The organism is Novosphingobium sediminis (assembly GCF_007991615.1).
Taxonomy (GTDB): Bacteria; Pseudomonadota; Alphaproteobacteria; order Sphingomonadales; family Sphingomonadaceae; genus Novosphingobium; species Novosphingobium sediminis.
Genome location: NZ_BJYR01000007.1, coordinates 237130 through 253988 on the forward strand (window position 1 = coordinate 237130; position 16859 = coordinate 253988).

Consider the following 16859-nt stretch of genomic DNA (forward strand, 5'->3'; position numbering starts at 1 on the left):
TTCGGAATGCCATCCCCAGCTTATGCCGAAACGGAGCGGCTGTAGGACAGCGCTTAATAAATAACAGACGCGTCTGTTATTTATTGCAGAGCAACGGACGCGCTTGATCTCCGCCTTCGCGGGGATGACGAAAATGTCCGGGGCTGAAAAGCCCAAAGCCCGGACCTCTCCATTTGGTTATCGATAATAAGTCTGATAAATCAGGTTTCGAACTCTGGCCCGCGCTCGCGCGCAATCGACAAAGGACCTGCCCGATGACCTTCGACCGCCGCACCGCAATGGGGATCGGGGCTGCAAGCCTTGCCGCGCTGGCCGTGCCCGGCCTTGCAGCGCCTGCGGGTTCGCGGTTTCAGGTGAAGGGGAATGACTTCCTGCTGGATGGCAAGCCGTTCCAGATCCTTGCCGGCGAGATGCACTACCCGCGCATTCCGCGCGCGCTGTGGCGCGACCGGCTGCGCAAGATGCGCGCGCTCGGGTTCAACACGCTGAGCGCCTATGTGTTCTGGAACATCCACGAGCAGGCGCCCGGCACTTTTGATTTCAGCGATAACCTCGATGTCGCCGCGTGGGTGCGCATGGCGCAGGAGGAAGGGCTGTTCGTGCTGCTGCGCCCGGGCCCCTATGTCTGCGCGGAATGGGATGGCGGCGGCCTGCCGGCGTGGCTGCTTGCTGACAGCACTGCGCCGGTGCGCAGCTTCGATCCCCGGTTCATGAAGCCATCGGCCCGCTGGCTGAAACGGCTTGGCGCGGAACTGGCGGCGCTCGAGATCGACCGCGGTGGGCCGATCATCATGACGCAGATCGAAAACGAATACGGGGCTTTTGGCAGCGATCAGAAGTATCTCGCCGCGCTGCGCGATGCGACCCGCGCCGCCGGTTTTACGGGCCAGCTCTACACGGTCGACGGCGCATCGGTGCTTGAGAAGAGCGTGATACCGGGCATTCCTTCGGGCATCAACTTCGGCACGTTTACCGCCAATGAGGCCGAACGCGCGTTCAAGGAGCGCGCCGACAAGGGCTTTACCGGCCCCGATTTCTGCTCCGAATTCTGGGCGGGCTGGTTCAATCACTGGCACGAGACACAGGCCGCAACGACGACCGAAAATCTCATCGCCAACCTCAAGTGGATGCTCGACCGCAAGATGTCGGTGAGCTTCTACATGTTTCACGGCGGCACCTCGTTCGGGACCTGGGCGGGCGCCAACCTCGACGTTGAGAAGAACGTCTACGAGCCCGATATCTCAAGCTACGATTACGATGCGCTGCTCGATGAGGCTGGGCGGCCGACCGCCAAGTATGCGGCGGTGCGCAAGCTGCTGGCGGACTATCTTCCGGCAGACCGCTTCGGCGAATTGCCCGCCCCCGAAAAAGCGCTGACGGTCGCCCCCTTTGCGCTTGGCGAGGTGGCACCGGTTTCGCAACTGCTGGGCGAGGCGCGGCTGGCTGATGACCCGCTGACGCTGGAAGGCTGCGGACGCATGGCGGGGATGATGCTCTATCGGCATCGTCTGCGCAAAGCGACAGCGGGGCAGCTCAGCCTGACCGAAGTGCGGGATCTGGCGCTGGTGAGCATCGACGGCAAGCCCGCCGCGACCCTCGACCGCCGCCGAGGCGACAAGGGCTTCATGATCGACGCGCCGGCAGGGGCGACGATCGAAGTGCTGGTCGATGCGATGGGCCATTCCAACTATGGCAAGGGCCTCGGCAAGGATCAGAAGGGGCTGATCGGCCCGGTCGCCGTGAACGGAGCGCCGCTGAAGGGGTGGGAACACCGCCCGGTGCTGCTGGAGGACGTGGCAAAGCTGCGGTTTGCGGCGCGACGCGGCGGGGAAACGGGACCGGCGTTCTATCGCGGCTCCTTCACCATGGCGGAAGCGGGCTTCACCTTCCTCGACCTGCGCGGCTGGGGCAAAGGCTATGTCTGGGTGAACGGGCGCAATCTGGGGCGCTATTGGAGCGCGGGACCGCAGCGGGGGGTGTTTGTGCCCGCGCCGTGGCTGAAGGTGGGCGCGAACGAGGTGGTGGTGCTGGACTTGTTCGGGCCGACCGAGACGGTGCTTTCGGGGCGGGGGGAAATGATTTGGGACCGGGCGGCGACTGCTTAGTTGGGATGTCTTCGCGGTAACGCGGGACAGAAGCTCGCTACCCTCGTCGCCCCGTGCTTGACACGGGGCTTGGCTCTCCTTTGCCGCCAAGAAGAGCCGAGGCCCGTGTCAAGCACGGGCTGACGAGAGCTTTGGAACCAATGAACCGGCCGATATGTGCCGGTTAACCCGCCGCCAGCGCCGCTTCCTTCGCCACCACCCGTCGCAGCATGTTGGCGTAAGTTGCCGGGTCCTGCGCGCCGGGGATCATGTATTTGCCGTTGACGATCATCGCGGGGACTCCGCTGATGTTCCAGTCCCATGCCTGCTGTTCGCCGGCTTCGACGATGGCGTCGATTTCGGGATCGTTGAGTGCGGCGGCGGCTTGGGTGCGGTCGATGCCGACGGAGGCGGCGATGTCGGTGAGGACGGCGGGGTCGTTCATGCGGCGGCGCTGCTGGAAGTGGGCGTCGAACAGGGCGCGCTTGAGTTTGACCTGAAGTTCTGCGCCGTGTTCGCGCAGGGTGTGGACGAGGAGACGGTGCGCGAGGCGGGTGTTCCACATCATCGCCGGGGGCGGATCGCCTTCTCCGGTGTAGCGGAAGGAATAGCCTGCGGCTTCGGCGGCCTGCGCCATGTGGCCGCGTGCATCGGCGGCCTGATCGGGGGTGCGGCCATATTTGCGCTGGATGTGCGCGGCGCTTTCCTCGCCCTGTTCGGGCATGTCAGGATTGAGCTCGAAGGGGTGGAAGCGGATGGTGGCGGAGACTTCGCCTTCCATGCCCTTCAGCGCGGTTTCGAGCTGGTTGTGGCCGATGACGCACCATGGGCACATGACATCGGACCAGATATCGACGGTGACGGGAACTGGCCGGGAAGCTGCTTCGCTCATTGCTCGATCCACCATTTGAGGAGGTGATGGGCCACCGCGAAAGGCGGCGGGGCGATGAAGGCGCCATCCTCGGCGCCAGTCTTCAGGGCTTCCATCGCGTAGACCACTTCATCGCGCGTGAACCAGCGCGCGTCTTCGAGTTCGGTCTTGTCGATGGTGATCGCGGGATCATCGGCATAGGCGTGGCAGCCGATCATCAGCGAGGACGGGAACGGCCAGGGCTGGCAGGCGACATAGCGCACATCGCGCACGCGCACGCCGGCTTCCTCGTGGACTTCGCGGGCGACGGCTTCCTCGATCGATTCGCCCGGTTCGACGAAGCCTGCGAGCGCGGAGTAGCGCTTGGCCGGAAAGCGCGGCTGGCGGCCCAGTAGCAGGTTGCCTTCCCATTCGACCGACATGATCGTGACCGGATCGACGCGCGGGAAGTGCTCTGCCTTGCAGTCCATGTTGACGCACTTGCGCTGCCAGCCGCCCTTGCCGAGCTTGGTGGTATAGCCGCAGCGCGCGCAGAAGCGGTGGCGGGCGTGCCAATCGACGAGCGCGCGGGCGCCGCCATAAGTTGCGAGATCGCCTGCCGGGAGCGAGGCCATGGCGCCCCAGAGGCGCGGGTTGGCGGGGCCGGGATTGCCCTTGTTGGCGGGTGAGACGGGGGCGAAGCAGGCGCGGCCGCTCTCGTCGAGACCGAGGAAGACCAGTTCGTCGTGCTCTCCGGCGTCGGCCAGCGTGCCCCAGACGAGCGCGCCATCATCGCCGATCACCGGATCGAGCCCATCGAGCCGCAGCAGGCGCGCGCGCCAGTTCATCAGTTCGGCCAGCTTGTCGGCATCGGCGCGGATATGATCGGCGCGGTCGAGCACGGCGCCGGTGAAGGAGATCGGAGGATTGGGACGATAGAGCATGAGGGTCAGGCTGCTTTCTTCATGGCCGAAATATCGGTGAGCACCGACTTGGGGAATTCTTCGCCGAGGGGCAGGCCATACGAGGGCATGTATTGCACGAAGAGGCCCGCACGCAGGCCGATCCGCGTGTTGACGAAGCCGACCGTGCCCGCCGCGCCCGACCAGCCGTAAGTGCCTGCATCAGCGCCAAGCCCGACGCGCCCGCCCGCGCCGAAGCCGGAATCCGCGATCCACGTGCCGGTGCGGTCAACGGTCGCGGGGAGGAGATTGCTGGTGCCGAGGCGGACCGCGGCTTCGCTCATCACGCGGGTGCCGCCGATCATGCCGCCGCCCGCGAGCATCATCAGGAAGCGGTCGTAATCGCGCGGGCTGCTGACAAGGCCAGCGCCGCCGAAGGGAAATGCCGGCGGATCGAGATAGGCCGAGGTGGCAGCGGGATCGAGCGGATCGGCCTTGCCATCGTGGAGGTAGTAGTTGGTGGTGAGGCGCGACACTTGCGCGGGGCTGACCTGCCAGCCGGTGCTCGCCATGCCGCTGGGGCCGAAAATGCGCTCGGCAAGGAAGGCGTCGAAGCTCTTGCCCGAGATAACCTCGATCAGCCGGCCGACGAGATCGAGGCTGACCGAATAGCTGAACTTCGTGCCCGGTTCGTAGACCAGCGGCATTTCGGCGAGCTTGTCGGCAAATTCGGCGAGAGTGGGCACGGTGTTGACCTTGCCCAGCACCGGGATCGGCAGGCGGCTGACGCGCGCGGGGACGAGGCCTGCCGCCTCGTAGGCATCCTTGATCGGGCCCTTCTGGATGATCGTGTAGCCAAGCCCTGCGGTGTGGGTGAGGAGATGGCGCAGCGTGATCGCGGTTTGCGCCGGCTTCAGTTCGCTGATCGAGCCATCCGGCGTCACCTGCACCTGCATCTGCGCAAACTTGGGCAGGAAATCGCTGATCGGCTGATCGAGCCCGATCTTGCCTTCGTCCACCAGGATCATCGCCGCCATGCCGGTCACGGGCTTGGTCATCGAATAGATGCGGTAGAGGCTATCGAGATCGACCGGCACATCGGAATCGAACGCCAGCGTGCCGCGCGCGATCTGGGCCGGGGCTTCGCTGCCCCAGCCGAGCGCGGCGACAGCTCCGGCGAGTTTGCCGGACGCGACGTATTCGTAAACGAGGTTGGTGACGGTGGGGTAGATCTGCTCGGCGGCAGGTTGGGCCAGCAGCCGCCCCGGCAGGAGCGACGATCCGGCGAGGCTCGCACCGAGCCAGCCCGCAGACCGCAGCAAGGAGCGCCGGGAAAGCAGAAGTGTCTGATCTTGCATGATCTACCTGTGAGCAAGCGCCAGGCGCGCGGCCTTGGCAAAAACAGTGGGCAGCCCCGCCGCCTCGATTGCGTCGACCGGCCAGAACTCTCCCACAGGCAGAGTAGCGCAATCGGCGCCGGGGCAAAGCATCAATTGCAATTCGAGATCGAAATGCGTGAAACCATGCCGGACAACCCCGGCGCTGCGCCATTCACCCGTGACGGGGGGAGTGCGGTGGCCGTCTGCACGCGCCGACCAGCCATCATCCGGCAGCGCCCGCATCCCGCCGAGCATGCCCTTGCCCTCACGCTGGACGAGGAGCACCGCGCCGTCCTGCTCGATCCAGAAGGCAGTGCCGGAGCGGGTCGGCTTGGCCTTTTTCGCGGCCTTGACCGGATAGGCCTCTGCCGTGCCCGCCACGCGGGCAGCGCAAGCATCGGCGAGCGGGCAGAGCAGGCAGCGCGGGGACTTCACCGTGCAGATCGACGAACCGAGGTCCATCATCGCCTGTGCGAAATCACCGGCGCGGGCATCCGGGGTGATGGTGTCCGTCTCCGCGCGGATGGCGGTGCGTCCGCCCGGCAGCGGTTCGCCGATGGCGAAGAGGCGGGATACCACGCGCTCGACATTGGCATCGACGACGACGGCGCGCTGCCCGAAGGCGATCGCGGCGACGGCGGCAGCGGTGTAGGCGCCCAGCCCCGGCAGTTCGCGCAGAGCCGCTTCGGTCTGCGGAAAACCGCCCCGCCGCGCCACTTCGCGGGCGCAGGCAAGGAGGTTTCGCGCGCGGGCATAGTAGCCGAGCCCGGCCCACGCCGCCATGACATCGGCGTCTGCCGCGGCGGCCAGCGCATCCACCGTCGGCCAAAGCTCGAGAAACTTGGCGTAGTAGGCGCGCACCGCTGCAACGGTGGTCTGCTGGAGCATGACTTCCGAGAGCCACACGCGGTAAGGATCGGGCGCAGGCTCACCCGGCAAGGCGCGCCACGGCAGGCGCCGTGCATTGACATCGTACCAGGCCAAAAGCGCTTCTGGCAAAGCGGCTGCGACGCCGCCGCCATCCCCGATCTGAACCTTCTCGCCACTGGCTTGCATGGCGCGGCTATGGCATGGCGGCGCAGACAATGGAACGTGAACCACCCGCCCCTCCCAAAAGCACCAAGCCGGCAGCCGGAGCGCGCACGTACGAGCGCCCGCGCGGCGGTGAGGCGCGCGCGATCGCCGATCTGATGCCCGCCATCGGGCGCACCGCGTTTCGCCGTTTCGGCTTTGTGCAGAGCTCGGTCGTCTCCCGCTGGGGCGAGATCGTTGGCGCTGCCCATGCCCGCCACTGCGCGCCCGAATCGATCCGGTTTGCTCCCGGTGAGAAATCGGAGGGCATTCTCCAGTTGGTCGTCACCCCGGCCCACGCCCCGCTGATCCAGCATGTGATCCCGGAAATCATCGACCGGGTGAACCAGTTCTTCGGCTACCGCGCCGTCGCGCGGGTGAAGCTGCGGCAAGGCGCCGTTCAGCCGCCCGCCTCCAGTGATACGCAGCGTCCGCTCCGCACGGCACCGCCCTCGCTCAAGCCGATTCCGATGGAACTTGGCGAAAGCCTGCGCGATATCGGCGATCCGGAGCTGCGCACGGTGCTGGAATCGCTGGCGCGCAGCCTTGGTGATGCGAATGGGGCGAAGTGAACAGGAAGCAAGACTGACGATGCGCAAGATGATGAAGATTGTGGGCCTGTTTCTCGCGGCCTTCTGCGGCGCGGCGCTGCTGACCGCGGCCAGCAAGCCCGCTCCGAAGCCTGCGCTGCCGCCTGCGGCCAAGGTCAACTGGAACAATGTCGTTTCGCGCACCCCGCTCGACAGTCACCTGCTCGGCAATCCCGATGCGCCGGTGAAGCTGGTCGAATACATCAGCTACACCTGCCCGCATTGCGCGCATTTCGAGCAGGAATCCGATGTTCAGTTGCGCGTCGGCTTCATCTCCTCGGGCAAGGGCTCGATCGAAGTACGCAGCTATGTGCGCGACGGGATCGACCTGACCGTGGCGCTGCTCACCCACTGCGGCCCGCCGTCCAAGTTCTTTGCCAACCACAGCACCTTCCTGCGCCACCAGACGACGTGGATGGCCCCGCTTGCCAGCCTGACCGACGGCCAGAAGGCGCGCTGGTCGAACCCCGATTTTGCCTCACGCACCCGCGCAATCGCCGCTGACCTCGGGCTCTATTCGCTGATGGAAGCGCGCGGCTATGATCGGCCGCAGGTTGATCGCTGCCTTGCGGACAAGCCCCTGGCCGAACGCCTCGCCCAGCACACCAAGGACGCGACCGAGAAGGACTTCGTGAACGGCACGCCGAGCTTCCTGCTCAATGGCGTTCCGCTGAGCGGAACCTATTCGTGGGCCGCGCTCAAGCCGCAGATCGAGGCGCGGCTGCGCTGAGGCCCCGATAAACCGGCCAATAATCCCCGGGCCGCTTGATCGCGGCCCTTCATTCCCGCCAGCCAATCGGCTAGCACTTGCCTGCCTTTTGTCTTTCATGAGCGAAGCGAATCCAGATCCCATGCAGACCAAGCTTTTCACGCCCGGCCGCCTTCTCCTCGCGCTGATCGCGCTGCCGATGGCCCTCGGCCTCGCCGCCTGCGGCAAGAAGGACGATGCCGGTGCCGGCGCTGCCGCCGTAGCGGGCGCGCCGCTCAATGCCGTGCCGCCGCCAGCGGGCAAGGCGTGGAGCGATGTCGTATCGGTTACGCCCGAGGGCGGCTTCGTGATGGGCAACCCCAATGCGCCGATCAAGGTGATCGAGTTTGCCTCGCTCACCTGCCCGCACTGCGCAGAGTTCGAGGAAAAGGGATTCCCGCACCTGCGCGACGATTATGTCGCCAAGGGCACGGTCAGCCTCGAATTCCGCAACTTCGTGCGCGATCCCTATGACACCACCATGGCGATGCTGACCCGGTGCGGTACGCCGGACAGCTTCTTCGCGCTGACCGAGCAGGTCTACTCGAACCAGAAGGCGATCTTCGACCAGCTCCAGCCGATCGGTGCACAACTGCAGGCCGCGAACCTGCCGCCGGACCAGATTTTCAAGGCCATCGGCGAGCGCGGCGGGCTGATCGATTTCTTCGCCGCGCGCGGCATTGCCAAGGATCAGGCGGCACAGTGCCTCGCCAAGTCCGAAACCGCGACCAAGCTGGCCAACGATACGCAGAAGGCCACCGACACCTACAACGTGACCGGCACGCCGACCTTCATCATCAACGGCAAGAATGTCGAGGTTGCCACGTGGGACGCGCTCGAACCGATCCTGAAGCAGGCCGGCGCGCGTTGATCGGGGCACGCTGACCAGAGCCATGCGACGCGGGGGCGGATAGCATGGCCGAACGGGTGCCGATGCAGTTCACGCGGCTGAAGCTCTCCGGATTCAAGAGCTTCGTCGAACCCGCCGAATTGCGCATCGAGCCGGGACTGACCGGCGTGGTCGGCCCCAACGGTTGCGGCAAGTCCAACCTGCTTGAAGCCATCCGCTGGGTCATGGGCGAAGGCTCGGCCCGAAGCATGCGCGGCGGCGGCATGGAAGACGTGATCTTCGCCGGCACCGCAAGCCGCCCCGCGCGCGACTTTGCCGAAGTGATGCTCTCCGCCGAGACGGACCCGAGCGGCCCGTTCGGAGGCGAGCTCGAAGTTGTCCGCCGGATCGAGCGCGGCGCGGGCAGCGCCTACCGCGTCAACGGGCGTGACGTGCGCGCGAAGGACGTCGCGCTGGTCTTCGCCGATGCCGCCACCGGCGCCCACAGCCCCGCGCTGGTCAGCCAGGGGCGCATTGCCGCAGTGATCGCTGCCCGCCCGGCGGAGCGCCGCGCGATGCTGGAGGAAGCGGCCGGGATCGCCGGGCTCCACGTGCGCCGCAAGGACGCCGAGACCAAGCTGCGCGCGACCGAGACCAACCTTTCCCGGCTCGACGACCTCATCGTCACGCTTGAAGCGCAAGTCGGCACCTTGCGGCGGCAGGCCCGTGCGGCGGAACGCTACAAGCAGCTGAGCGAGCGCATTCGCGTGGCCGAGGCACGGCTGATCTTCGCGCGCTGGCGCGATGCCGCCGCCGCCGCCGAAGCCGCCCGCGCCGCGGCAGCTCGCGCCGAAGAAGCCGTTGCCGCCGCACAAGGCTCTGCCCGCACCGCGCAGGAAACGCAGCACTCCGCCGCCGCCGCGCAAAGCGCCGCGCGCGATGCGCTGTTTGATCGCCGGCAGGACGCCGCCGCGCAGGGCCAGCGCATCGCCGCGCTCACCGCGCAGGCTGAGGCGGCAGCCCAGCGCCTTGCAGATATCGATCGCCAGATCCGCCGGATCGAGGACGAGCGCCGCGAGGCCGACCGGCTGACCACGGACGCCGCGACCGCGCTGACCCGGCTTGAGGCTGATCTGGCCACTGCCGAAGCTGCACTTGCCGCGCAGACGGCGGAGGGGCCCGCGCTCAAGTCCGCCGAAGCTGCCGCAGAGCAGGCTGCGCGCGCCGCCGAACTGGCGCTCGCCGCGATGGTGGCCGAACAGGCCGGGATCGAGGCGGAATGGCGCGTCGCGGAGGCGGCATTGACCGCTGCCCGCCAGCGGCTGTCGCGGCTTGATGGCGAGGATGCGCGGCTGACGGCCACCCGGCGTGCGCTGGAGGCCGAACCTGACCCGGCGCTCGCCATGGCCGCTGCCGAGGCGCGCCGCGCCGAAGCCGCTGCAACACTCGCCGAAGTGGGCGCGGCGCGCGAACGCCTGACTGCCGAGCGCGAGCGCCTGACTGCGGCGCGCGAAAGCCTTGCCGACGCGCGCGAAGCCGCATCCTCCGAACTTGCCGCAGCACGCGCCGATCTCGTCGGGATTGAACGCGAATGTTCGGCGCTTGCCCGCGACAAGGCCGCGCGCGAAGCGGCTGCGGCGCGCACCGGCAAGGGCCCCAGCGCGCTGGGCGCCGCCCGTGCCGCACCGGGTTATGAGCGCGCGCTGGCCGCCGTACTCGGCCGCGATGCCGCAGCCCCGCTGGGCGCAGCGCCTGCCGGAGACGGCCGCTTCTGGACCGGCGCCGAAGCGCCTGCCGCCCGTGCGGACGCGCTGCTCCACCATGTAACCCGCTGCCCGCCGGAGCTCGCCGCCCGCCTCGCACTCGTGCGCGTTGCGGATGAAGACCGGGGCGAAGCGCTGGCTCCGGGCGAGTGGCTGGTCACCCGAGAAGGGCACCTCCGCCGCTGGGACGGCTTCATCGCGCGCGGCGAGGGCGGCGCAGAGGCAGCCATCCTCGCCGCCGAGAACCGCCTGTCCGAACTGGAAGCCGCGCTGCCCGAACGCCGCAAGGCTGCCGAAGCCGCCGAGGCCGCGAGCAGCGCCGCACAAGCCGAACTGGCGCAGGCTCAGGCCGGAATCGCGCGGGTTCAGGGCGAGCTTGCCGCCAGCGAGCGCGCTCTTGCCGCTGCTGCTGATGCGGAACGCAGTGCGCTCCGCGCGCTCGATCAGGCCGAAGCGGCGCGCGCCCGGATCGCCGCACGCCGCGCCGAGATCGACCGCACGGCTGCGGATCTGGCAAGCCAGCGCCAGTCTGCCGAAGCCGATCTTGCCGAGGCCGAGACCCGCCGCGCCGCGCTGCCCGATCCCGCTGCCGGACGCACCGCGGTCGAGGCTGAGCGCCAGAAGAACGACCGCGCCCGTTCCGCCTACCAATCCGCGATGGCTGCCGTCGCCTCGCACGGGCAGGCGCTTGCGGTGGGCAAGGAGCGGCTCGTGGCCCTGCGCGGCGATATTCGCGGCTGGCAGGCCCGCGCCGGGGATGCTGCCCGCCGGCTTGCCGCCATGGCCGGGCAGGCCGAAGACCTTGCTGAAGAGCGCAATGTGGTCGCCGCCAAGCCCCCTGCCCTCGCCCGCGATCTCGAAGAGGCCGAGGCCCTGCGCACGCGCTATGCCGCCGCGCTGGCGGAGGCCGAGGCGACGCTGGCCCGCACCGAAAGCGAGGCGCGCAGCGCCGAAACCGCGCTTGCGGCGGCCAACGAAGCGCTCGCCAGCGCCCGCGAGGCCCGCGCCGCTCTGGGCGCCAAAGCGGAGAACGAAGACCAGCGCCGTCAGGAAATGGCCGGGATTGCGGGCGAGCGCTTCCAGTGCCCGCCGCCGCTGCTGCCCGAGCGGATCGGCTTTCCCGGCAGCGACGTTTCCGCCGCGCCCGAGGAATCCGCGGCACATGACCGCCTGATCGCCGAGCGCGAGCGCCTTGGCCCGGTGAACCTCGTTGCCGCGACCGAACTGACGGAAGCCGAAGCCCAGCACACCGCCGTCGTCACCGAGCAGGCTGAACTGACCGAAGCGGTCAACCGCCTGCGCGGCTCGATCGGTGCGCTCAACCGCGAAGGGCGCGAACGCCTGCGCGCGGCCTTCGAGGCAGTCGATGCGCACTTCCGCCGCCTGTTCGCGCGGCTGTTCGGCGGCGGCGAGGCGCATCTGGCGCTGGTCGACAGCGACGATCCGCTGGAGGCAGGCCTTGAAATCTTTGCCCAGCCGCCGGGCAAGCGACTGCAGTCGCTCACGCTGCTATCCGGCGGCGAGCAGGCGCTGACCGCCGTCGCGCTGATCTTCGCGCTGTTCCTCACCAACCCCGCGCCGATCTGCGTGCTCGACGAAGTCGACGCGCCGCTGGATGACGCGAATATCGAACGCTTCTGCGACCTGCTCGATGCCATGGCCGCAGAAACCACCACGCGCTACCTGATCGTGACCCACAACGCCGTGACGATGAGCCGGATGCACCGCCTGTTCGGTGTGACGATGGTGGAGCGCGGCATCTCGCGCCTCGTCAGCGTCGATCTTGGCGGAGCGGAAAGCCTGCTGGCGAGTGCCGGGACTTAATCCAGCACGAAGCGCGGTCCCGGCCCTGCCGCGCTGGCGCGGTCTTCCTTGTTGTAGAGCTGGCAGCGATCAAGGCTGAGGCAGCCGCAGCCGATGCATTCGTCGAGCTTGTTGCGCGTGCGGGTGAGGAGCTGGATGCGGCTATCGATCTCGCTGCGCAGCGACCGGCTGATGCGCTGCCAATCCAGCACTGTCGGCGTGCGGCCGTGTGGCAGCGAAGCCATCTCGCGCTCGATCTCGGTGAGCCCGAGGCCAAGCCGCTGCGCAATCAGGATGAAGCTGAGGCGGCGGATGTCAGAGCGCAGGAAGCGGCGCTGGTTGCCGCCGGTGCGGATCGAGGCAATCAGGCCGCGCTCCTCGTAGTAGCGGATGGCGGAGACGGCGAGCCCGGTGCGCTGCGCGAGCACCCCGATAGGCACCAGATCGTTGCGGCCCTTGGCCGGTTTGGCAAGCATCGCGAATCCTTGAAAGAATCCCTTGACCTCAAGTCAGCTTGAGGTTGCATAAGGCATAGCGCGTCAACATTCCAGAACGGAGTCATCCAGAATGACCAAGCCCACTGCGCGTCTCGAACACGTCAACATCCGCGTCAGCGATCCCGACCGGACCGCCGCCTTCCTTGCCCGCCTGTGCGGCTGGCACGAGCGTTGGCGGGGGCCTTCGGCGCTGGGCGGGTGGACCATCCACCTCGGCGCGGAGACCGATTATATCGCGCTTTATCAGGGGGATGAGCCGCTTTCTGGTCCATTTTCCAAGGGCCAGCCGCTGCAGCATATCGGCCTGCTTGTGGACGATCTCGATGCCGCCGAACGCGTGGCGATCGAGGCTGGGCTGGTGCCGTTCAACCACGCGGACTATGAACCGGGGCGCCGGTTCTACGTCTTCGATTGGGACGGTATCGAGTGGGAACTGGTCAGTTACAGCTGACCGGCCGCCCCCACGACGAAACAGGCGGCGGCCATCAGCCCGCCCGCGAATCGGTTTGAACGGAACCGCGCGAGCGCACTGAGGCCGTCCGCCGTATCGAGCGTGATCGCCTGCCAAGCGAAGTGCAGCGCCACCGGCAGCAGCGCGAGAAGCGCCACCGGATCGGGCCGCACCAGCCAGACTGCAGCCGCCCAGCAGGCGATGGCCATGGCGTAGAGCGCAGTCACCCCGGCGCGAACATGTTGCCCGAACGAAAGCGCGGAGGAGCCGATGCCGACCATCGCGTCGTCCTCGCGGTCCTGCAGCGCGTAGATCGTGTCATAGGCCATGCACCAGGCCCAGCACCCGGCGTAGAGCAGGCCGAGCGGCGCGAGCCGGTCAAACCCGTGCACTTCGATCCAACCCACCGGCGCGCCCCAGGTAAAGACGAGGCCGAGCCAAGCCTGCGGCCAGCCGGTGATGCGCTTCATGAAGGGGTAGGCAGCGACAAGCCCGAGGCTGCCGAGCGCCACGACTTGCGCTTCCCAGCGCAGTTGCAGGAGCACGATCAGCCCCACGCCGCACAGCGCAAAGAGCCAGATCCACGCCACCTTCTTGGAGATCGCGCCACTGGCGACAGGCCGCGCCGCCGTCCGCGCAACGCGTGCATCGAGATCGGCATCGACGATATCGTTGTAGACGCAGCCTGCCCCGCGCATCGCGATGGAGCCGAGCAGCAGCCACAGGATCATGCCCCAGCGACTTGTCCCGCCCGCGAGGAACAGTCCCCACGCACAGGGCCAGAACAGCAGCCACCAGCCGATCGGCCGATCGAACCGCGCGATCAGCGCAAGATCGCGCAATGTTGGCGGGAGCACGGTGAGCACGCCGCGATACTGGGTGTCGGGTACGATTTCCGGTGCGGCGGTCATGTCCGCTGCATAGCCCCGGCGCCCGCAATCGGCTAGAGCCCGAGATATGCCCGCAACCCCCGCCTGGCCGCCCAAGTCTGCGCCCCGCCTGTTTGTCCCCGGTCCGCTCGAGGAAGGGGCGCATGTGCCGCTCGAGGGCGGGCAGGCGCATTACCTTGGCAAAGTGATGCGCAGCGCACCGGGCGATGCGGTGGTGCTGTGCGATGACCTCACCGGCGAGTGGCTCGCCGAAGTGAGCGGCGTGGGCAAGCGCGACGTGACGCTGGCGGTGGTGCGGCGGCTGCGCGAGCGGGAAGCCGTGCCCGATTTCTGGCTCTGCGCCGCGCTCATCAAGAAGGATCGGTTCGATCTCGTACTGGAGAAGGCCACCGAGCTTGGCGTCGCGGCGGTCCGCCCGGTGGTGACGCGGCGCTGCGTGGCGGACAAGCTCAACCCGGAGCGGGCGCGCACCATCGTCACCGAGGCGGCGGAGCAATGCGCGCGCACCGCGCTGCCCGCGCTGGCGGAACCGGTGAAGCTGGATGCGCTGTTGCGGGATTGGCCGGCGGGGCGGCGGCTCTACTTTGCGGACGAGGAAGGCGGCGCGCCTGCTGCCGAAGCCTTTGCTGCGCATGAGGGGCCTGCCGCATTGCTGGTCGGGCCGGAAGGCGGCTTCGATGACGCCGAACGCGCGGCGATCCGCGCTCATCCTGCCGCACAGGCGATTACGCTCGGGCCGCGCATCCTGCGCGCCGAAACCGCCGCGATTGCGGGAACGGCACTGTGGATGGGGACGCGCGGGGACTGGGAAGCCGCTGCATCCGGATTGATTTCGGCTGGCGCGTAGGCGCGCGGCGCACTAACGCATGCGCCATGAGCACGAGACAAGTTTCGAATCGCAACGATCCCGTCATCGAGAGCCGCGACCAGCTCATCGAGCCGATGGCCAAGGGCGAAAAGCCGCGTGAAGCCTGGCGGATTGGCACCGAACACGAGAAGTTCGTCTACCGCACCAAGGACCGCGCCGCGCCATCCTACAGCGAGCCGGGCGGGATTCGCGATCTGCTGCTGGCGCTGCGCGACTATGGCTGGGAAACGATCGAGGAGGACAGCGACACCGGCCCCAACGTGATCGCGATGAGCGGCACCGACGGCGCGGTGAGCCTCGAGCCGGCGGGGCAGCTGGAGCTTTCGGGCGCGCCGCTCGAAAACCTGCACCAGACCTGCGCCGAAACCGGCCGCCACCTCGCGCAGGTCAAGACGATCGGCGACAAGCTCGGTCTGGCCTACCTCGGCATGGGCCTCTGGCCGGACAAGACGCGCGAAGAGCTGCCGATCATGCCCAAGGGCCGGTATGACATCATGCTGCGCCACATGCCGCGCGTGGGCACGATGGGCCTCGACATGATGCTGCGCACCTGCACCATCCAGACCAACCTCGATTATTCGAGCGAGGCGGACATGGTGCAGAAGTTCCGCGTTTCGCTGGCGCTCCAGCCGCTCGCCACCGCGCTGTTCGCCAATTCGCCGTTCCTTGAAGGCAAGCCCAACGGCTACCTTTCCTATCGCAGCCACATCTGGACCGATACCGATCCGGCGCGCACCGGCATGCTCTCGTTCGTGTTCGACGAGGGCTTCGGCTACGAGCGCTATGTCGACTACATGCTCGACGTGCCGATGTACTTCGTGTTCCGCGATGGGCGTTATATCGACGCGGCGGGCCAGTCGTTCCGCGATTTCCTCGAAGGCAAGCTGCCCGCGCTGCCGGGTGAGAAGCCGACGCGTTCGGACTGGATCGACCACCTTTCGACCGCCTTCCCCGAAGTGCGCCTCAAGAGCTTCCTCGAAATGCGCGGGGCCGATGGCGGGCCGTGGAGCCGTATTTGCGCGCTGCCGGCGCTGTGGGTGGGTCTGCTCTATGACCAGACCGCGCTCGATGCAGCGTGGGATCTCGTGAAGGGCTGGGACATGGACGGGCGCGAAAAGCTGCGCGCCAGCGTTCCCAAGCTGGGGCTAGATGCGCCGCTTCCGGGTGGCGGCAAGCTGCGCGATATTGCGGCTGAGGTTCTCGCCATCGCGCGCGGCGGCTTGGCGGCGCGCGGCAAGCTCAACGAGGCGGGCGACAACGAGACCGGATACCTGCATCCGCTCGACGAGATCGTCAGCACCGGGAAAACCCCGGCCGAGCGGTTGCTGGAGCTTTATCACGGCCCATGGGGCGGCAAGGTCGATCCGATCTACGAGGCAAAAAGCTTCTGACGGACTGAGGGAGAGGGGAACGACAATGATCATCGTGATGGGCAAGCTGCGCATTGACGCTGCAGCCATCGAGGCTGCCCTGCCGGCAGCGCGCAAGGTCGTCGAGGCGACGCAGCAGGAAGACGGCTGCATCCAGTACGATTATTCGCGCGATATCAGCGATCCGGAGGTGTTCCACATCACCGAGCGCTGGACGAGCCGCGAGGCGCTGGGCGCGCACCTCAAGACGCCGCATGTGGCGGAATGGATCGGCGTGCTCCAGACGCTGACGATGAAGGAACGCCACATCAAGCTCTACGACACCGACGAAGGCGAGGACCTATAGGGCGATGATCGTGGTGATGGGGACGTTCCGGGTTGCGCCGGAGCATATCGACACGCTGCTTCCCCTTGCGCGCAAGGTGGCCGAAGCGACGCGCGCGGAAGAGGGCTGCATCCAGTACGGCTATGCGCAGGACATCGATGATCCGGCGCTGTTCCACGTTGCCGAACGCTGGACCGACCGTGCCGCGTTGATGTCGCATGCAAAGTCCGCGCATATGGCCGAATGGGTGGCGGCGCGCTCAGGGCTCGGCTTTCATGACCGCATGATCCGGCTCTATGAGACGGACGAAGGCGTGGCGATTTAGGGCGCCTGCCACACTTTCGTCATTGCGAGTGTAGCGAAGCAATCCAGAGCGTCATGCACTGCCGCTCTGGATTGCTTCGTCGCTGCGCTCCTCGCAATGACGAAGGAGGGAGTG

16 protein-coding genes are annotated in these 16859 nt (G+C 67.4%); 10 read left to right on the forward strand and 6 right to left on the reverse strand.

Annotated features, from left to right (window positions below; all coding sequences use genetic code 11):
* The first annotated feature begins 254 nt into the window (after window positions 1–254).
* Window positions 255–2105, forward strand: a complete 1851-nt coding sequence (locus tag NSE01_RS05785; protein ID WP_147158676.1) for a glycoside hydrolase family 35 protein — start codon at window positions 255–257, stop codon at window positions 2103–2105.
* Between the two features lie 163 nt (window positions 2106–2268).
* On the opposite strand, the gene NSE01_RS05790 is transcribed toward NSE01_RS05785, so the two are convergent.
* The 4 genes from NSE01_RS05790 to NSE01_RS05805 are packed head-to-tail and all read right to left on the reverse strand — an operon-like array spanning window position 2269 to window position 6271.
* Window positions 2269–2976, reverse strand: a complete 708-nt coding sequence (locus NSE01_RS05790; protein WP_174812000.1) for a DsbA family oxidoreductase — start codon at window positions 2974–2976, stop codon at window positions 2269–2271.
* The gene (nudC, locus tag NSE01_RS05795; protein WP_147158677.1) at window positions 2973–3878 is read right to left on the reverse strand and encodes an NAD(+) diphosphatase; all 906 of its coding nucleotides are present in this window, start codon (window positions 3876–3878) and stop codon (window positions 2973–2975) included. The genes NSE01_RS05790 and nudC overlap by 4 nt, the downstream gene beginning before the upstream one ends.
* Window positions 3879–3883: 5 nt before the next feature.
* Window positions 3884–5194 carry a serine hydrolase domain-containing protein gene (locus NSE01_RS05800; protein ID WP_147158678.1) on the reverse strand — a complete coding sequence of 437 codons (1311 nt, stop codon included), beginning with the start codon at window positions 5192–5194 and terminating at the stop codon, window positions 3884–3886.
* Between the two features lie 3 nt (window positions 5195–5197).
* On the reverse strand, window positions 5198–6271 hold the full coding sequence (locus NSE01_RS05805; RefSeq protein ID WP_147158679.1) for an A/G-specific adenine glycosylase: 1074 nt from the start codon (window positions 6269–6271) through the stop codon (window positions 5198–5200).
* A gap of 29 nt (window positions 6272–6300) precedes the next feature.
* On the opposite strand from NSE01_RS05805, the gene NSE01_RS05810 reads away from it, so the two are divergent.
* The 4 genes from NSE01_RS05810 (at window position 6301) to NSE01_RS05825 (ending at window position 12040) form a co-directional block, all read left to right on the forward strand.
* Complete coding sequence (locus NSE01_RS05810) at window positions 6301–6858, forward strand: DUF721 domain-containing protein (RefSeq protein ID WP_147158680.1); 558 nt, start codon at window positions 6301–6303, stop codon at window positions 6856–6858.
* A gap of 19 nt (window positions 6859–6877) precedes the next feature.
* A complete protein-coding gene (locus NSE01_RS05815) occupies window positions 6878–7606 on the forward strand; it encodes a thioredoxin domain-containing protein (RefSeq protein ID WP_147158681.1) in 729 nt (242 codons plus the stop codon).
* Window positions 7607–7727: 121 nt separating this feature from the next.
* Window positions 7728–8495, forward strand: coding sequence for a DsbA family protein (locus tag NSE01_RS05820; RefSeq protein ID WP_147158682.1), 768 nt, complete (start codon window positions 7728–7730; stop codon window positions 8493–8495).
* 62 nt (window positions 8496–8557) lie between these two features.
* Window positions 8558–12040 (forward strand): chromosome segregation SMC family protein, encoded by a 3483-nt coding sequence (locus NSE01_RS05825; RefSeq protein WP_147158730.1) that lies wholly within the window; start codon window positions 8558–8560, stop codon window positions 12038–12040.
* On the opposite strand, the gene soxR is transcribed toward NSE01_RS05825, so the two are convergent.
* Window positions 12037–12495, reverse strand: a complete 459-nt coding sequence (gene soxR, locus NSE01_RS05830; RefSeq protein WP_147158683.1) for a redox-sensitive transcriptional activator SoxR — start codon at window positions 12493–12495, stop codon at window positions 12037–12039. The genes NSE01_RS05825 and soxR overlap by 4 nt on opposite strands.
* A gap of 91 nt (window positions 12496–12586) precedes the next feature.
* On the opposite strand from soxR, the gene NSE01_RS05835 reads away from it, so the two are divergent.
* Window positions 12587–12967 carry a VOC family protein gene (locus tag NSE01_RS05835; protein ID WP_147158684.1) on the forward strand — a complete coding sequence of 127 codons (381 nt, stop codon included), beginning with the start codon at window positions 12587–12589 and terminating at the stop codon, window positions 12965–12967.
* On the opposite strand, the gene ubiA is transcribed toward NSE01_RS05835, so the two are convergent.
* Window positions 12958–13878: a 4-hydroxybenzoate octaprenyltransferase gene (gene ubiA, locus NSE01_RS05840; RefSeq protein ID WP_147158685.1), complete on the reverse strand. Its 921-nt coding sequence runs from the start codon at window positions 13876–13878 to the stop codon at window positions 12958–12960. The genes NSE01_RS05835 and ubiA overlap by 10 nt on opposite strands.
* Before the next feature lie 46 nt (window positions 13879–13924).
* On the opposite strand from ubiA, the gene NSE01_RS05845 reads away from it, so the two are divergent.
* From NSE01_RS05845 to NSE01_RS05860, 4 genes are read left to right on the forward strand one after another with little or no spacing between them, the layout of a single operon-like run.
* A complete protein-coding gene (locus NSE01_RS05845) occupies window positions 13925–14704 on the forward strand; it encodes a 16S rRNA (uracil(1498)-N(3))-methyltransferase (RefSeq protein WP_147158686.1) in 780 nt (259 codons plus the stop codon).
* 26 nt (window positions 14705–14730) lie between these two features.
* A complete protein-coding gene (locus NSE01_RS05850) occupies window positions 14731–16116 on the forward strand; it encodes a glutamate--cysteine ligase (protein ID WP_147158687.1) in 1386 nt (461 codons plus the stop codon).
* A gap of 25 nt (window positions 16117–16141) precedes the next feature.
* Entirely contained in the window at window positions 16142–16441 is a 300-nt protein-coding gene (locus tag NSE01_RS05855) for a putative quinol monooxygenase (protein ID WP_147158688.1), read from the forward strand.
* Between the two features lie 4 nt (window positions 16442–16445).
* Entirely contained in the window at window positions 16446–16745 is a 300-nt protein-coding gene (locus NSE01_RS05860; protein ID WP_147158689.1) for a putative quinol monooxygenase, read from the forward strand.
* Window positions 16746–16859 lie beyond the last annotated feature (114 nt).